Origin of the sequence: Enterocloster sp. OA13 (assembly GCF_022440595.1) — a bacterium.
In the GTDB taxonomy this organism is placed as follows: Bacteria; Bacillota; Clostridia; order Lachnospirales; family Lachnospiraceae; genus Enterocloster; species Enterocloster hominis.
Window position 1 is genome coordinate 1,571,403 of record NZ_JAKNTF010000001.1, and the last position, 15,648, is coordinate 1,587,050.

The 15,648-nt window shown below is 52.0% G+C and carries 13 protein-coding genes; all 13 read left to right on the forward strand.

The window, feature by feature from the left end:
* Positions 1-179: 179 nt before the first annotated feature.
* The 13 genes from mraZ to sigE all read left to right on the forward strand — a co-directional run bounded on the left by mraZ (position 180) and on the right by sigE (position 15,603).
* Positions 180-605 (forward strand): division/cell wall cluster transcriptional repressor MraZ, encoded by a 426-nt coding sequence (gene mraZ / locus MCJ35_RS06945; protein WP_008724812.1) that lies wholly within the window; start codon positions 180-182, stop codon positions 603-605.
* Positions 605-1,552 (forward strand): 16S rRNA (cytosine(1402)-N(4))-methyltransferase RsmH, encoded by a 948-nt coding sequence (rsmH, locus tag MCJ35_RS06950; RefSeq protein WP_008724813.1) that lies wholly within the window; start codon positions 605-607, stop codon positions 1,550-1,552. The genes mraZ and rsmH overlap by 1 nt, the downstream gene beginning before the upstream one ends.
* A 92-nt stretch (positions 1,553-1,644) precedes the next feature.
* Positions 1,645-2,175, forward strand: a complete 531-nt coding sequence (locus MCJ35_RS06955; protein WP_008724815.1) for a septum formation initiator family protein — start codon at positions 1,645-1,647, stop codon at positions 2,173-2,175.
* Positions 2,153-4,507: a peptidoglycan D,D-transpeptidase FtsI family protein gene (locus tag MCJ35_RS06960; RefSeq protein WP_034575967.1), complete on the forward strand. Its 2,355-nt coding sequence runs from the start codon at positions 2,153-2,155 to the stop codon at positions 4,505-4,507. Before MCJ35_RS06955 ends, MCJ35_RS06960 begins: the two co-directional genes overlap by 23 nt.
* An 82-nt stretch (positions 4,508-4,589) precedes the next feature.
* Complete coding sequence (locus tag MCJ35_RS06965; protein ID WP_025482282.1) at positions 4,590-6,380, forward strand: peptidoglycan D,D-transpeptidase FtsI family protein; 1,791 nt, start codon at positions 4,590-4,592, stop codon at positions 6,378-6,380.
* A 70-nt stretch (positions 6,381-6,450) separates the two neighbouring features.
* On the forward strand, positions 6,451-7,419 hold the full coding sequence (gene mraY, locus MCJ35_RS06970; protein WP_008724821.1) for a phospho-N-acetylmuramoyl-pentapeptide-transferase: 969 nt from the start codon (positions 6,451-6,453) through the stop codon (positions 7,417-7,419).
* A 108-nt stretch (positions 7,420-7,527) separates the two neighbouring features.
* On the forward strand, positions 7,528-8,886 hold the full coding sequence (gene murD / locus MCJ35_RS06975; RefSeq protein ID WP_120058758.1) for a UDP-N-acetylmuramoyl-L-alanine--D-glutamate ligase: 1,359 nt from the start codon (positions 7,528-7,530) through the stop codon (positions 8,884-8,886).
* 13 nt (positions 8,887-8,899) lie between these two features.
* Complete coding sequence (locus MCJ35_RS06980; protein WP_025482279.1) at positions 8,900-10,123, forward strand: FtsW/RodA/SpoVE family cell cycle protein; 1,224 nt, start codon at positions 8,900-8,902, stop codon at positions 10,121-10,123.
* Between the two features lie 82 nt (positions 10,124-10,205).
* A complete protein-coding gene (gene murA, locus MCJ35_RS06985; protein WP_120058756.1) occupies positions 10,206-11,474 on the forward strand; it encodes a UDP-N-acetylglucosamine 1-carboxyvinyltransferase in 1,269 nt (422 codons plus the stop codon).
* 24 nt (positions 11,475-11,498) lie between these two features.
* Positions 11,499-12,230 carry a cell division protein FtsQ/DivIB gene (locus tag MCJ35_RS06990; RefSeq protein WP_025482278.1) on the forward strand — a complete coding sequence of 244 codons (732 nt, stop codon included), beginning with the start codon at positions 11,499-11,501 and terminating at the stop codon, positions 12,228-12,230.
* A gap of 168 nt (positions 12,231-12,398) precedes the next feature.
* Positions 12,399-13,706 (forward strand): cell division protein FtsZ, encoded by a 1,308-nt coding sequence (gene ftsZ / locus MCJ35_RS06995; RefSeq protein ID WP_025482277.1) that lies wholly within the window; start codon positions 12,399-12,401, stop codon positions 13,704-13,706.
* A 273-nt stretch (positions 13,707-13,979) separates the two neighbouring features.
* Positions 13,980-14,825: a sigma-E processing peptidase SpoIIGA gene (locus tag MCJ35_RS07000; protein WP_120058754.1), complete on the forward strand. Its 846-nt coding sequence runs from the start codon at positions 13,980-13,982 to the stop codon at positions 14,823-14,825.
* A 37-nt stretch (positions 14,826-14,862) separates the two neighbouring features.
* Positions 14,863-15,603 carry an RNA polymerase sporulation sigma factor SigE gene (sigE, locus tag MCJ35_RS07005; RefSeq protein ID WP_008724837.1) on the forward strand — a complete coding sequence of 247 codons (741 nt, stop codon included), beginning with the start codon at positions 14,863-14,865 and terminating at the stop codon, positions 15,601-15,603.
* The last annotated feature ends 45 nt before the right edge of the window (positions 15,604-15,648 follow it).

A 15,648-nucleotide genomic window follows, 5' to 3' on the forward strand; every position in this document is an offset into this window, starting at 1 on the left:
TTATAAGAAATTCGTAAAAACTCCTTGCCATTTCCCAATTTCTGTACTATGATGGACATACAAGTGGTAGAAAGTGGTGCAAAGTGGTAGAGGATGGTTGTTATGTGGATGAAGTGGGGGTTTCGGATTCCCCCATGGGCATCCACGGGACATCACTGACGTACGGCAGGTGATAAGTTATGTTCATGGGTGAATACAATCATACAGTAGATGCGAAGGGACGCCTGATCGTGCCTTCCAAGTTCAGAGAGCAGTTAGGCGACGAATTCGTTGTTACGAAGGGCCTTGATAACTGCCTTTTTGTGTATGAGAATTCCGAATGGACTGCCCTTGAAGAGAAACTGCGCACACTGCCCCTTACCAATGCCGCCGGACGTAAGTTTTCACGTTTCCTCCTGGCAGGCGCTACCACCTGTGAAGTGGACAAGCAGGGAAGAATCCTTCTTCCGGCCATCCTTAGGGAGTTTGCCGGAATTGAGAAAGACGCAGTACTGGTAGGTGTGGGAAGCCGTATTGAAATCTGGAGCAAGGATAAGTGGATTGAGGCGAACACCTTTGATGATATGGAAGAGATTGCAGAACACATGGAAGGTTTGGGAATTTAATGGAGGAACAAGCATTTGTACACAAGTCCGTACTTTTATATGAAACAGTGGGCAGCCTGAATATAAAGCCCGGAGGAATCTATGTGGACGGCACGCTGGGCGGAGGCGGACATGCCTATGAGGTATGCAAGCGTCTGGGAAGCGGACGGCTCATTGGGATTGACCAGGACGCGGACGCCATAGAGGCGGCAGGCAGGCGGCTGGAGCATTTTAAGGATAAGGTTACCATTGTAAGAAGCAATTATGAGAATATCAGGACAGTGCTGAATGAACTGGGGCTATTAAAGGTGGACGGGATTTACCTGGATCTGGGGGTTTCCTCCTACCAGCTGGACACGGCTTCCAGGGGATTCACCTACAGGGAGGACGCGCCTCTTGATATGAGGATGGACCAGAGGAATACCACCACGGCCGCAGACATTGTCAATACCTACACCGAGATGGAGCTGTACCGGATCATCCGGGATTATGGTGAGGACAATTTTGCGAAGAACATAGCAAAGCACATTGTAAGGGCAAGGGGGGAACACCCCATTGAGACAACAGGAGAGCTGGCGGAGATAATCAAGGCGGCCATTCCGGCCAGGGTAAGGGCCACGGGCGGACATCCGGCCAAGCGTACCTTCCAGGCCATAAGGATTGAGTGCAACCATGAACTGGATGTGCTGGAACAGTCCATTGATACCATGATTGAACTCTTAAACCCGGGAGGACGGCTCAGTATCATCACCTTCCATTCGCTGGAAGACCGGATTGTGAAGAACCGGTTCAGGACCAATGAAAATCCCTGTATCTGCCCCCATGAGTTTCCTGTATGCGTGTGCGGCAGGAAGAGTAAGGGGAAGGTGGTTTCAAGGAAACCCATATTGCCGTCCAAAGAAGAACTGGAAGAGAACAGCCGTTCAAAGAGCGCAAAGCTGCGCGTGTTTGAGCGGGGTGAGATGTAGATACCATGATTTTAAGCGTCTAAAATACAGACGCTAAGTGCCCAATGCGTACAAAGGATGACAAGACTAAGACAGAAGGGAGGAATAAGGCCATGGCTGCAAGAAGACAGGCGTCAGCAGGACGCACACACACACAGACAAACCGCAGGCCGGCACAGAGGCATGATTATGTGTATGGTTCGGCGGCACCACAGCTTAAACCACAGGAAGCTCCAAGACCGGAGCGGCCGGCAAGGAAACCGGCAGGCAGCCAATCCGTCCGGCATAACCACCGGATACGCCGCAATCAGGAACGTGCATTGTATATGGACCTTCCATATGTGATCATGCTTACCATTGCGTCAGTGTTTACCTTATACCTCTGTATCAATTACCTCCATGTGCAGTCATCCATTACGGCAAGAATGCATCATATCGAGACCATGGAGGCCCATTTAGAGAAGCTTAAGGCGGAGAATGATGCCCTGGAAACCAGTATCAACACCAGCATTGACCTGAATAAGATTTATGAGATTGCAACAAAGGAGCTGGGCATGGTATACGCCAAGAAGAACCAGGTGCTGCTGTATGATAAGACAGAAAGTGAGTATGTAAGACAATATGAAGACATCCCGGAACACTAATGGAAACGGCCGTTCCCAGAACAAGGGAAGTGGAAACGGCCGCGACGGACATAACCAGAAAGGCAAATATTTTTACCCCAAGTACCTGCAGGAAAAGCTGGCAATCACCGTATTGGTGATTACGCTGGCTTTATTTGCATTAATAATGGTGCTTTACAGAATCATCAGGGACAACAACGAGCAATATAATAAGATCGTGCTGACCCAGAGACAGCAGGAATACGAGAGCCGTGTCATACCCTACAGGCGGGGGGATATCGTGGACAGGAACGGGACCTATCTGGCTACCAGCGAGAAGGTCTATAACCTGATCATTGACCCAAGGCAGATCATGTCGGCCCCGGAGCGCTATCTGGAACCCACGGTGGATGCCCTTGTGACCACGTTTGGCTTTGACGCAGGGGAACTGCGCGCCATGATTGAGGAAAAGAAGGATTCCGCCTATCTCAGGTACAGCAAGGGGCGACAGCTCAGCTATGACCAGAGGACTGCGTTTGAACAGCTGGCAAAGGAAAAGAACGATGCCTACATCAAAGATAAGGATGAGGTGGAGGGCAAGAAGCGGGTTAAGGGAATCTGGTTTGAGGATGAATATAAGCGGATTTACCCCTATAACTCAATGGCCTGCAGCGTGATTGGGTTTACCAGCAGTGACGGAAGCGTTGGCAACGGCGGTATCGAGCAGTACTATAACAGCAGCCTGATTGGGGTGAATGGACGCGAGTACGGTTATCTGGACGAGAACTCCAATCTGGAGGGCGTGGTGAAATCCGCAACCAACGGCAAGACCGTGGTAAGCACCATTGACGTGAACATCCAGAACATCGTACAGAAATATATCAATGAGTGGCAGACAACCGTGGGCAGCAAGGTCACGGCTGCCATTGTCATGAATCCCAATAACGGTGAGATACTGGCCATGGGCACCAGCAGTGTGTTCGACCTTAATAACCCCAGGGATGTAAGCGGATACACCCAGGAAGACCTGATGGCCCTGGGCAAAAAGGAAGCCGCCCATGTATACAGAAGGGAAAACAACGGGGAAACCATCACGGAAGACCAGGTCCTTGACCATTACAGCCGCGAGGAGGTGCTGTCCTACGGCCAGCAGGTCGCATGGAACCAGATTTGGAGGAACTTCTGCGTCAGCGATACGTATGAACCGGGATCCCCGTCCAAGATATTCACGGTTGCAGCCGGTTTGGAGGAAGGGGTAATAAAGCCCACCGACAGTTTTGAATGTACCGGTTTCCTTCATGTGGGGGATTGGGACATTAAGTGTACGGCATACCGCAGGGGCGGGCATGGGTGGCTGAATGTCCAGGAATCGCTGATGCAGTCCTGTAACGTGGCCATGATGCGCATCGGAGCCATGATAGGAAGGGAACGGTTTACGAAATACCAGTCCATCTTCGGCTTTGGCGACAAGACCGGCATAGACCTGCCGGGCGAGGCAGATACCAGCAGCCTTGTGCACACGGCGGATGATATAGGGCCTACGGATCTGGCCACCAATGCCTTTGGACAGAACTATAACTGTACCATGGTACAGATGGCGGCTGCATTTTGCTCCGTACTCAACGGGGGATCCTATTATGAGCCTCATGTGGTAAAACAGATACTGAATGAGCAGGGCTCCGTGGTGGAGAAGAAGGAACCGGTCCTGGTGCGGGAAACCGTATCCCGGTCCACGTCCGACTTCCTTAAGGAGGCCATGTTCCAGACCGTTGAGGTGGGAACCGGAAAAGCGGCCCAGGTAGCGGGGTACGATGTGGGCGGCAAGACGGGAACAGCGGAAAAACAGCCGCGTTCCGCCAAGAATTATCTGGTATCCTTTGCAGGCTTTGCGCCGATTGAGGATCCCCAGATATTTGTCTATGTGGTGATTGATACGCCCAACTATCCTCCCGGGGAACAGCAGGCCCACAGCTCCTATGCAAGTACGGTTTTTTCAAAGATCATGACAGAAACACTTCCTTATTTAAATATATTCCCAACCAATGATCTGGATGAGGATGAATCCATCCAGGAGAACCTGCCATCCTCCGAGGGCATCAATGAAGCCGGTACAGAGGAAAGCGGCGAGGGCCAGGGGGATTTGGTGGAAGAAACAGAAAAACAATATGAGACAGACGAGTACGTGCCGGATGACGGCGGTGCCGGAAGCGGCGTACCGGACGCGGTCCCGAAAGACCCGTCGGGGCCGGAAGAAGCGCCTGCGCAGACTGGCCGGACCCAGCCAGTAAAGACGTCCGATGGCAGTAATCAAGGCCGGGACGGCCAGGATGCGGCCTTGGACAGCACAGCCGCCAGCACGGAAGAAACGCAGTAAATGGTACAGACCATATAGAAAGATTCATAAAATGACACCGGCTCCAATATATTATTAACAATGATGGACGCTGGAGACAATCATGAATTCAAATCTTACAAAGCACAGAAAGAATATAGCCGTCCTTGCACTGCTCATTGCCATTGTCATGGCGAGTCTCTCAGGGCGGCTTGCTTATCTTATGATATTCCGTTCCGGGCATTACAGCGCAATGGCAGAGGACCTGCACCAGAGGGAGCGTACGATTAAGGCTGCCAGGGGCCGCATCATAGATGCCAACGGGGTGGTTATTGCTGACAACCACACGGTGTGTACGATTTCCGTCATCTACAACCAGGTGACGGACCGGGAGCATGTGATCCAGGTCCTTTGCAGTGAGCTGGGGATGGATGAGGAACCGGTGCGTAAGCGGGTGGAGAAGCGCAGTTCCAGGGAAATCATAAAGACTAACGTGGATAAGGAGATGGGCGACAGGATCCGCGCCTACCGGCTGGACGGGGTAAAAGTGGACGAAGATTACAAGCGTTATTATCCTTACGACAGCCTGGCGTCCAAGGTGCTGGGATTCACCGGAGGTGACAACCAGGGCATCATCGGCCTGGAGGTAAAGTACGAGAAGTACCTGAAGGGAATGAACGGCAAGATCCTTACCATGTCGGATGCAAAGGGAGTGGAGATTGAGAATGCCGCCGAGGACAGGATTGAGCCTATTGCGGGCAATGACCTGCACATCAGCCTGGATGTCAATATACAGAAATACGCGGAGCAGCTGGCCTACCAGGTGCTGGAAAAGAAAAATGCAAAAAAGGTGTCCATCATTGTCATGAACCCCCAGAACGGCGAGCTGATGGCCATGGTCAACGTGCCGGAGTTCAACCTGAACGACCCGTTTACCCTGAACCAGAACCTGCGCAGCCAGAGCCTTCAGGAGATGGCTACCCAGGCAGACGGCCTGCCTGCGTCCAAGAAGCAGGAGCAGCTGAACCAGATGTGGAGGAACACCTGCATCAATGATACTTATGAACCTGGTTCCACCTTTAAGATCATCACGGCCGCGGCCGGGCTGGAATCCGGCGTGGTAAAACTTACGGATCAGTTTTCCTGCCCCGGATTCAGGGTTGTGGAGGACCGGAAGATACGGTGCCATAAGGTGGGGGGACACGGCGCGGAGACATTCCTCCAGGGCGCCATGAATTCCTGCAACCCAGTGTTCATCGATGTGGGCCAGAGGCTGGGCGTGGATGGATATTATAAATATTTCACCCAGTTCGGACTGAAGGGAAAGACGGGAATCGACCTGCCGGGCGAGGCGGCCACCATCATGCACAAAAAAGAGAACATGGGTCTTGTGGAGCTGGCCACGGTATCCTTTGGCCAGTCCTTCCAGATCACGCCGGTCCAGCTGATCACGACGGCTGCTTCCATTGTCAACGGAGGGAACCGCGTCACGCCCCATTTCGGCGTGGAGGCTGTCAGCGCGGACCAGTCCTCGGTCCATGGGTTCAAATATCCCAGCAAGGGGCGTATCCTTTCTGAGGAGACCAGCGCCACCATGCGGTATGTGCTGGAACAGGTGGTATCGGAAGGAAGCGGTAAAAAAGCAAAACTGGAAGGATATAAGATTGGGGGAAAGACAGCTACCTCTGAAAAGCTTCCAAGAAGCCTTAAAAAATACATTTCGTCCTTTATCGGCTTTGCCCCGGCGGACAATCCGCAGGTCATGGCCCTGATAACAATCGATGAACCGGAGGGCATTTATTACGGCGGGACCATCGCTGCTCCGGTAATAGGAGATTTATTTAAGAATATACTTCCTTATCTGGGAATTCAGGCAACAGAGGAAGAAACTGCTGTGCACGTTTCTAATCCATAGTTGATTATTCCCGGAAAAAGACGTATACTAATTACCAAATAAGACATACATATGAGATTGAGGTGCCCTTATGATTCATGAAACCATACTAGCTATCATTATTGCATTTGCCATCAGCGCACTGCTATGTCCCATCATCATCCCTTTTCTGCACAAGCTGAAATTCGGCCAGCAGGTAAGGGATGACGGACCGCAGACACATCTGAAGAAGCAGGGAACGCCCACCATGGGCGGACTGATCATCCTGTGCAGCATCATCATTACATCCATCTTTTATATCCCCAGTTATCCCAAGATCATCCCGGTCCTGTTTGTGACCGTGGGATTCGGCATCATCGGTTTCCTGGATGATTATATCAAGATTGTGATGAAGCGCTCCGAAGGCCTGAAGCCGATGCAGAAGTTAGTTGGACAGTTTGTTATTACAGGCATATTTGCCTGGTACCTGTTAAACAGCGGGGAAGTGGGGACGGATATGCTCATCCCTTTTACCGGCGGGTTTGACGGGGGCAAGTTCCTTTCACTGGGAATCCTTTTTATCCCGGCCCTGTTCTTCATCGTGCTGGGTACGGATAACGGGGTGAATTTTACGGACGGACTGGACGGACTCTGCACCAGCGTCACCATCCTGGTTGCCACCTTCCTTACCATTGTGGCAATCGGCGAGGATATGGGCATCAGTCCCATGACGGGAGCCGTGGTCGGAAGCCTTCTGGGATTCCTTCTGTTCAATGTGTATCCCGCCAAGGTGTTCATGGGGGACACGGGTTCCCTGGCGCTGGGCGGTTTTGTGGCGGCGTCGGCCTATATGATGCGCATGCCCCTGTTCATCCCGATCATCGGCCTGATTTACCTTGTGGAGGTATTGTCTGTAATCATTCAGGTAACATACTTTAAACGCACCGGAGGAAAGCGCATATTTAAGATGGCGCCAATCCATCATCACTTTGAATTGTGCGGATGGTCGGAGACCAGGGTGGTGGCTGTATTTGCCATTGTGACTGCCATATTATGCATGGTCGCCTATCTTGGACTGTAGCCGGGCGTATTTACGCAAGGTTGTACCAGTGTTCGTCCAGTACGGTTTCTGGCTGGATGGAGCATTAGACGTGTACCGTATTGGAGATGTAAGGAGGTTAATTGACAAATGAACCAAAGTCAGAAAGTATTAGTTGCAGGAACAGGCTTAAGCGGAACCGCGGCGGCCAGGCTCGTGCTTGACAGAGGCGGGGAGGTAGTGCTCTATGACGGCAATGCCTCGTTAAAGGAAGAAGAGATTAAGGCTAAGTTTGATAAGGAGGCAAAGGTCAGCGTGGTGCTTGGCGAGATGAAGCGCTCCGACCTTCTGGGGGTGGAGCTTTGCATCATCAGCCCCGGCATACCCCTTGACAGTCCCTTCGTGGCCGTGGTGGACGATGCCAAGATCCCCATCCTTGGGGAGATAGAGCTGGCGTACCAGTGCTCCCTTGGAAGGCTGGCAGCCATCACGGGAACCAACGGCAAGACGACAACAACAGCCCTGACAGGGGAAATCCTCAAGGCAAAGTATGAGGAGACCTTCGTGGTGGGCAATATCGGCGACCCATACACCTCCAAGGTGCTGGAGATGACGGAGGATTCCGTCACCGTGGCAGAGGTATCCAGTTTCCAGCTGGAGACCATCATGGATTTCCGCCCGGATGTAAGCGCCATACTGAACATCACCCCGGACCATCTGAACCGCCACGGCACCATGGAGAACTATATACGCATCAAGGAATGCATCACCCTGAACCAGACGGAAAAGGATGCGGTGGTGCTCAATTACGATGACCCGGTGTTAAGGGAGTTTGGACAGGACCCGGAGCTTAAGCCAAGGGTAATCTGGTTCTCCAGCCGGGAAAAGCTGGCTGACGGCTTCTGCATGAGCGGGGATAACATTGTATACTGCCAGAAGGGGCGCGAGACCATCCTGGTGAATGTCCGGGACATGAAGCTTCTGGGCCGCCATAATTACGAGAATGTAATGGCCGCGGCTGCCATTGGTCTTGAAATGGGCGTTGCCCTGGCGGATATCGGCCGGGCGGTGGAAAGCTTTAATCCGGTTGAGCACAGGATTGAATTCGTCCGTGAGAGGACTGGGGTCAGGTATTACAATGACTCCAAGGGAACCAACCCGGATGCAGCCATACAGGCGCTTCGGGCCATGCCGGGACCGACCCTTCTGATTGCGGGCGGTTATGATAAGAACAGCGAGTACGATGACTGGGTGGCTGAGTTTGAAGGCAAGGTGCGCTATCTTGTCCTTATCGGGCAGACCAGGGATAAGATTGCCGAGTGTGCCAAGAAGCATGGATTCACGGAAATCATGTATGCGGAAGATATGCAGGAGGCGGTGCAGGTGTGCGCGGTTTATGCGGACATCGGGGATTATGTGCTGCTCAGCCCGGCCTGTGCAAGCTGGGGAATGTTTAAGGATTATGAAGAGCGCGGGCGCGTCTTTAAGGAGTGCGTCATGGCGCTGTAGGAGGTAATTGCGTATGGCGGGAAAGGTGCAGACGGCGGCCCGGCCTGAAAGACAGGCGGGCCGCCCGGCCGGGACACAGGACATAAGAGAACAGCAGATGCCAAAGAAGAAAAAGAAGGCGAAACATTTCTATGATTACAGCCTTTTATTCTGCATCATTTTCCTGACATCCTTTGGATTGGTCATGATTTACAGTGCCAGCTCCTATTCGGCCCAGCTGAACTATAAGGGGAACGGCGCATACTTCATGGAACGTCAGGCCATGATTGCGGCAGCCGGGTTTGTGGGCATGCTCATCATTTCCAAGATAGACTACCATATCTTTGCCCGGTTTTCCGTCGCAGCCTATCTGATGTCTTACATACTCATGATAGCGGTAAGCTTTGTGGGCAAGGAGGTAAACGGCAAGAAGCGCTGGCTTCCGCTGGGACCCTTCAGCTTCCAGCCCACGGAGTTCGTCAAGATTGCCCTAATCGTGCTTCTGGCGGCCATGATTACCACCATGGGTATGAAAATCAACAAATGGAAGAACATGGGCTATATCGTAGCCCTGACCCTTCCCATTGCAGGCCTGGTTGCCATGAACAACCTGAGCTCCGGCATCATTGTCTGCGGTATTGCCTTTGTCATGCTCTTTGTGGCATGTAAGGTCAAATGGCCCTTTTTCACCATCGGTGCGCTGGGCCTTGGTACCCTGGCCTTTGCCGGTCCCATCGGTAAGTTCCTGATGACCATCAAGCTTCTTCAGCCATATCAGTTCCGCCGGATTGAGGCGTGGCTGAATCCTGAGTCAGACCCCACGGACAAGGGGTTCCAGGTGCTTCAGGGGCTGTATGCCATTGGCTCCGGCGGCCTGGTGGGACAGGGGCTGGGGGAGAGCATCCAGAAGCTTGGCTTCCTCCCCGAGTCACAGAATGATATGATATTTGCCATCATATGCGAGGAACTGGGGCTGTTCGGGGCGGTATCCATCATCCTGATATTCCTGTTCATGATATACAGGTTCATGCTCATTGCCAATAATGCCCCCGACCTCTTTGGAGCGCTTTTAGTGGTCGGTGTCATGGGACACATTGCAATCCAGGTCATCCTGAACATTGCGGTTGTCACCAATACCATTCCCAATACAGGAATCACACTGCCCTTTATCAGTTACGGGGGCACGTCGGTCCTGTTCCTGCTCATGGAGATGGGGATTGTCCTGAGCGTGTCCAATCAGATTAAATTGGAAAAGTGACGCACAAGCGGGCGCGTCCCGGCATATGCTTTAAGTAGATCGTGTTTTCTGCGGAAGGCATATATACCAGGAGGTGCCCCTATTGTCTGTTATTCAGGTTTTTGGTCTTACTCCCTTGGAAGGGGAGATATCCATACAAGGTTCTAAAAATGCAGTCCTGCCCATGGCGGCAGCATCGCTGCTTCACAGAGGTATCACGGTGCTGACCAATGTCCCGGTCATCCGGGACGTGGCCTGTATGGTGGACATACTGGAGTATCTGGGAGCCAGATGCTGCCACAAAGGCGACTGCCTTGTCATCGACGCCCGTCATATCACCGGGACCAGTATCCCGGAAAAGTATGTGACGGCCATGCGTTCCTCCATCGTGGTACTCAGCGCGCTGCTGGGACGGATGGGCGAAGGCAGGAGCTGTTATCCGGGCGGATGCCTCATCGGCGCGCGCCCCATCGACCTGCATCTGATGGCCCTGGAAGCCCTGGGAGCCGAGATAAAGGAACATGACGGGCTGATTGAAGCCAGGTGCAGGAATAAAGAAGGGCTTAGGGGAACGGAAATCCATCTGCCATATCCAAGCGTGGGCGCAACGGAACAGGCCATCCTGGCCTCCGTGCTGGCAAAGGAGGTTACGGTCATCCATGGAGCTGCAAAGGAGCCGGAAATCAGCCAGCTGTGCCGTTTCCTTAATAATATGGGGGCGGTCATCTGCGGCATGGGCACGGACCATGTGATGATACAGGGAGTGGAGGAGCTCCATGACAGCAGCTTCCGCGTCGAAGGGGACCGGATCGTGGCAGGAACCTATGCAGCGGCAGTCATGGCCGCCACGGGAAGCATTACCCTGAAAGAGGTGAGGGCAGCGGAACTGGAGCTTCCATTGGAGCTGCTTAAGCGTTCAGGCGCATCGGTCCGGAAGGACAGCTGCTGCAGGCAGATCCGCATTGAGATGAAAAAGCGTCCCCAGCCCCTGGATATAAGGACTGGTCCATATCCTGAATTCCCCACGGACCTTCAGTCACCCTATATGGCCTTCCTGGCATCGGGCCAGGGAACCAGCACCATTGTGGAGCAGGTGTTTGAGGGAAGGTTTGCCACTGCAAAAGCCCTGGGACAGATGGGGGCCGTGGTGGAGACAGAGGGGCAGCGGGCCGTGATAAAGGGCAGCTATCCTTTAAAGGGTGCAGACGTATATGCCTCTGATTTAAGAGGCGGGGCAGCCCTGGCAGTGGCGGCCCTAGCAGCAGAGGGGGAAACCCTTATTAATGACTGCCGGCATATTGAGCGGGGGTATGAGGATATATGCCGGGATATGGCGGCTCTTGGCGCTGATATCCGGTGGCTGGATAAATAAATTCATAACCAGGTGAGGTACTGCATGAGGAATTTTTGGAGAAAACATCACACGGGAGCGGGAATTGCCGTGACAATCATACTGCTTGCGGCAATCCTGCTTCTGTCTGTGCACATACAGAATGTCTCGGTCACGGGAAGCAGCCGGTATAACGCGGAACAGATGGAGGAATTCCTGTTTTCCGGCAGATGGGGGAAGAACTCGGCTTACGCATATTTTGCGGACAGGTTCCGCCCGCACCGCCAGATTCCTTTCGTGGAGGATTATAAGGTGGTGTTCCACGGCCCCTTTGACGTGGAGGTCATCATATATGAAAAGAGCATTGTGGGATACGTTTCGTATATGAGCAGCTACATGTATTTTGACAAGGACGGAATCGTGGTGGAGAGTTCCAGCAGCCAGCTGGAGGGGGTGCCATGGGTTACGGGGCTTAATTTTGGACAGATTGTACTCCACAAGGCCCTTCCGGTGGAGGATAAGAATATTTTCGAGGAAATCCTCAACCTGACCCAGCAGCTGTCCTCCTATGAGATTGCAGTGGACAGGATACAGTATGATGCCCGTGGACAGGCTTCCCTTTTCATCGGCCAGATGGAGGTTACCCTGGGAAGCAATACGGATATTGACGGCAAGATTTCCACACTCAGCGACATCCTCACGGCCCAGCCCCAGCTTACCCAGATAAGCGGGACCATGCGGCTGGAAAATTATTCAGAGGCGGACAGCAGGGCAGGAATTACCTTTAAAAGAAAGTGATGTTGTGTTTATAAAAATATTACGGAAATGTGAAAAAAGCTATTGATATTTTTTGTAAAATCAAATATAGTATTAGTTAGACCAGAAATCAAAGAGAAATTGATATGATAATAGAAGTACAGGCATGGCTTAAAGTGGCAGTATGGGAATAAAAGGAGGATATGAATCTTGTTAGAGATTAAGATAAATGAGTCGGACAACGCCGCCAGGATCATAGTAGTAGGAGTGGGTGGCGCAGGCAACAACGCAGTGAACCGTATGATTGATGAGAACATTGCAGGGGTAGAGTTTATTGGTGTGAATACCGATAAGCAGGCCCTTCAGTTTTGTAAGGCGCCTACTGCCATGCAGATTGGCGAGAAGCTGACCAAGGGATTAGGCGCAGGTGCCAGACCTGACATCGGCGAGAAGGCGGCTGAGGAAAGCTCAGAAGAGATTTCACAGGCCCTTAAGGGTGCGGACATGGTGTTCGTGACCTGCGGCATGGGAGGCGGTACCGGTACGGGCGCGGCTCCTGTGGTTGCCAAGATTGCAAAGGATATGGGTATCCTTACGGTAGGCGTTGTTACCAAACCGTTCCGTTTTGAAGCTAAGACGCGTATGAGCAATGCTCTTGAAGGTATCGAGAATCTGAAGAACAGTGTCGATACCTTAATTGTGATTCCCAACGACAGGCTGCTTGAGATTGTGGACAGGCGTACCACCATGCCGGATGCCCTTAAGAAGGCAGACGAAGTGCTTCAGCAGGCAGTACAGGGAATTACCGACCTGATTAACGTTCCCGGCTTAATCAACCTGGATTTTGCCGATGTACAGACCGTCATGATTGACAAGGGTATCGCCCACATCGGTATCGGTAAGGCCAAGGGAGACGACAAGGCCATCGAGGCTGTTAAGCAGGCTGTGTCCAGTCCTCTGTTAGAAACCACCATTGAAGGTGCAAGCCATGTCATCATCAATATATCCGGCGATATCAGCCTGATTGAAGCCAATGAGGCTGCAAGCTATGTCCAGGAGCTGTCAGGGGATGAGGCCAACATCATCTTTGGCGCCATGTATGATGAGAATGCCCAGGATGAGGCGACCATTACCGTGATTGCAACCGGTCTGGACGAGCACGGCGCCAATGCGTCCGTGTCCAATGCCATGAAGGGCTTTACCAGCTTCAAGGGCAAGACAAGCCCGGCGGCTTCCGTTGCCCAGGTTCCTCACGCAGCAGCGCCTGAGGCTGCAGCAACCGCCTCCACACCATACAACAGACCGGTCCAGGGATATACACCAAGCTACAATCCAGCTGGTTCCGCAAGCCAGGGCGGATATACCGCGCCTAAATATAACCCAAACCAGGGGTATTCTGCCGGTAATACACAGGGCCAGGGCCAGAATCCGAATCCGGCACCCACACATTCCTTTAGGCCGGCGGCCAATAAGGAGATGCAGATTAATATACCGGATTTCCTGAAGAATAAGAGATAATAGAGAATGATTGTGTACAGGGGCATGTAGGGATACATGCCCTTTTTTCAGTTGTCATAAAAAGCTTGTAAACCACATAAAAACCTTATAAACAAAAGAATCCGGGCATGGTTCCATCACAGGGAGCAGGCTGTCATTACACTGACAGCCTGCTCCCTGCCGATTTTTGTCGATAAATTTTCCCCTCTTCCTCTGTTCTTTCGACACCATTCGTACTTCAGAATAGCTATAATGGCTTTCAGAAAGTTTTTCAAGGAGGTGAGGCCGGACTGAGTGGTTTATACAGTATACATAGACGTGGTATTTGCGGTCAATACCATCATGGACATGGTGGTGCTGGCCATATTGAACAGGGTGTTGTCATACAGGACTACCAAGAGCAGGCTGTTTGCAGGCGCTGTAATCGGCGGGATATGGTCCTGTGTGGTGAGTGTGGTTCCCGGTCTTCCTCCCGCAGTGGAGATACTGGGAACCTACGTGGCAGTGAGCAGTCTTATGGCGGTGGCTGCCTATCATCTCAAAAGTTTTAGGGAAGTAGTTAAATCCGTGGCAGGCATTTATCTTGTATCCGTGGTGCTTGGGGGTGTGATGCTTGTGCTGTATGAGCATACACGGGCCGGATATTATGCATGGAGGATCATGGAGGCGGGAAGGGATACAGGAATCCCGGTCATGGCCTGGATTTTGATGATGATAGGGGCTGCACTGGCCTGCTATGGCTTTTCAGGAGGTATAAAGGGGCTTATCTGTTCCATGGCCCGGAGAAAAGACCTTTGCAGGGTCATATTAAAATACGGGGAAAGAGAAGAAACAGTTACTGGATTAATTGACACAGGCAACCGCCTGAGGGAACCAGCCAGCGGACAGCCGGTACACGTTGCCACAGCCGGGCTCATGACCCGGCTGTGTCCGGCGGTAAAGGGTGTGGTATATGTGCCGTACCAGTCCGTGGGAACCAGCCATGGAGTACTTCCGGCTGTGTTCATTGACCGGATGGAGGTGGAACAGGAGGGAAGGGCATATTGCCTGGAAAAACCTTTGGTGGCCATCACGAAACAGAGTTTGTCTCCCTCAGGAGAGTATCAGATATTGATACAGAAAACCGATGAAGGAACCTAAATAACACGCAGCTTACAACGTACAGGAGGACATTTCCATGATTATAAAAGTATCCATACCAAACCGCTTTCAGTTAAAGACCGTGCCCAGCTTCAGGACCGTCCTGATGCCCAAGCAGGGCGAGGTCCACTATATCGGAGGCGCCGATATACTCCCTCCTCCTCTTGAATCAGAGGAAGAGAGCAGGATGATAGGGCTTCTGGGAGGAGAAGACGACAAAGGCGCCAGGTCAACCCTGATTGAGCACAACCTGAGGCTGGTGGTTTACATAGCAAAGAAATTTGATAATACCAGCGTGGGCGTGGAGGACCTGATATCCATCGGTACCATTGGCCTTATCAAGGCAATCAATACCTTTAAGCCGGATAAGAACATCAAGCTGGCCACCTACGCATCCAGGTGTATTGAAAACGAGATACTCATGTATCTGAGAAGGAATAACAAGACACGGCTGGAGGTATCAATCGATGAACCGTTGAATGTGGATTGGGATGGAAATGAACTTCTGCTTTCGGATATTCTTGGGACGGATGAGGACGTGATATACCATGATATTGAGGATGAGATAGAGAAAAACCTGCTGAACAATGCAATCAGCCGGCTGAACCCGCGGGAGCGCAAGATTGTGGAACTCAGGTATGGCCTTACCAATGAGGACGGGGAGGAGATGACGCAGAAGGAAGTGGCTGATTTGCTGGGAATTTCCCAATCCTACATTTCCAGACTGGAAAAGAAAATCATGAAACGTCTTAAAAAAGAAATTGTAAGATTTGAATAGGGTGGAAAAGTCAGCCGCGGCGCTGGCTTTTTCTTTTGCCTTTTT

Excerpts from the sequence above, each read along its gene's own strand:
- rsmH (WP_008724813.1), top strand. The coding sequence starts at position 605 with ATGGAGGAACAAGCATTTGTACACAAGTCCGTACTTTTATATGAAACA.
- murD (WP_120058758.1), top strand. The coding sequence starts at position 7,528 with ATGAACCAAAGTCAGAAAGTATTAGTTGCAGGAACAGGCTTAAGCGGA.
- MCJ35_RS06990 (WP_025482278.1), top strand. The coding sequence starts at position 11,499 with ATGAGGAATTTTTGGAGAAAACATCACACGGGAGCGGGAATTGCCGTG.
- MCJ35_RS06965 (WP_025482282.1), top strand. The coding sequence starts at position 4,590 with ATGAATTCAAATCTTACAAAGCACAGAAAGAATATAGCCGTCCTTGCA.
- MCJ35_RS06980 (WP_025482279.1), top strand. The coding sequence starts at position 8,900 with ATGGCGGGAAAGGTGCAGACGGCGGCCCGGCCTGAAAGACAGGCGGGC.
- MCJ35_RS06960 (WP_034575967.1), top strand. The coding sequence starts at position 2,153 with ATGAAGACATCCCGGAACACTAATGGAAACGGCCGTTCCCAGAACAAG.
- MCJ35_RS06955 (WP_008724815.1), top strand. The coding sequence starts at position 1,645 with ATGGCTGCAAGAAGACAGGCGTCAGCAGGACGCACACACACACAGACA.
- sigE (WP_008724837.1), top strand. The coding sequence starts at position 14,863 with ATGATTATAAAAGTATCCATACCAAACCGCTTTCAGTTAAAGACCGTG.
- mraY (WP_008724821.1), top strand. The coding sequence starts at position 6,451 with ATGATTCATGAAACCATACTAGCTATCATTATTGCATTTGCCATCAGC.
- mraZ (WP_008724812.1), top strand. The coding sequence starts at position 180 with ATGTTCATGGGTGAATACAATCATACAGTAGATGCGAAGGGACGCCTG.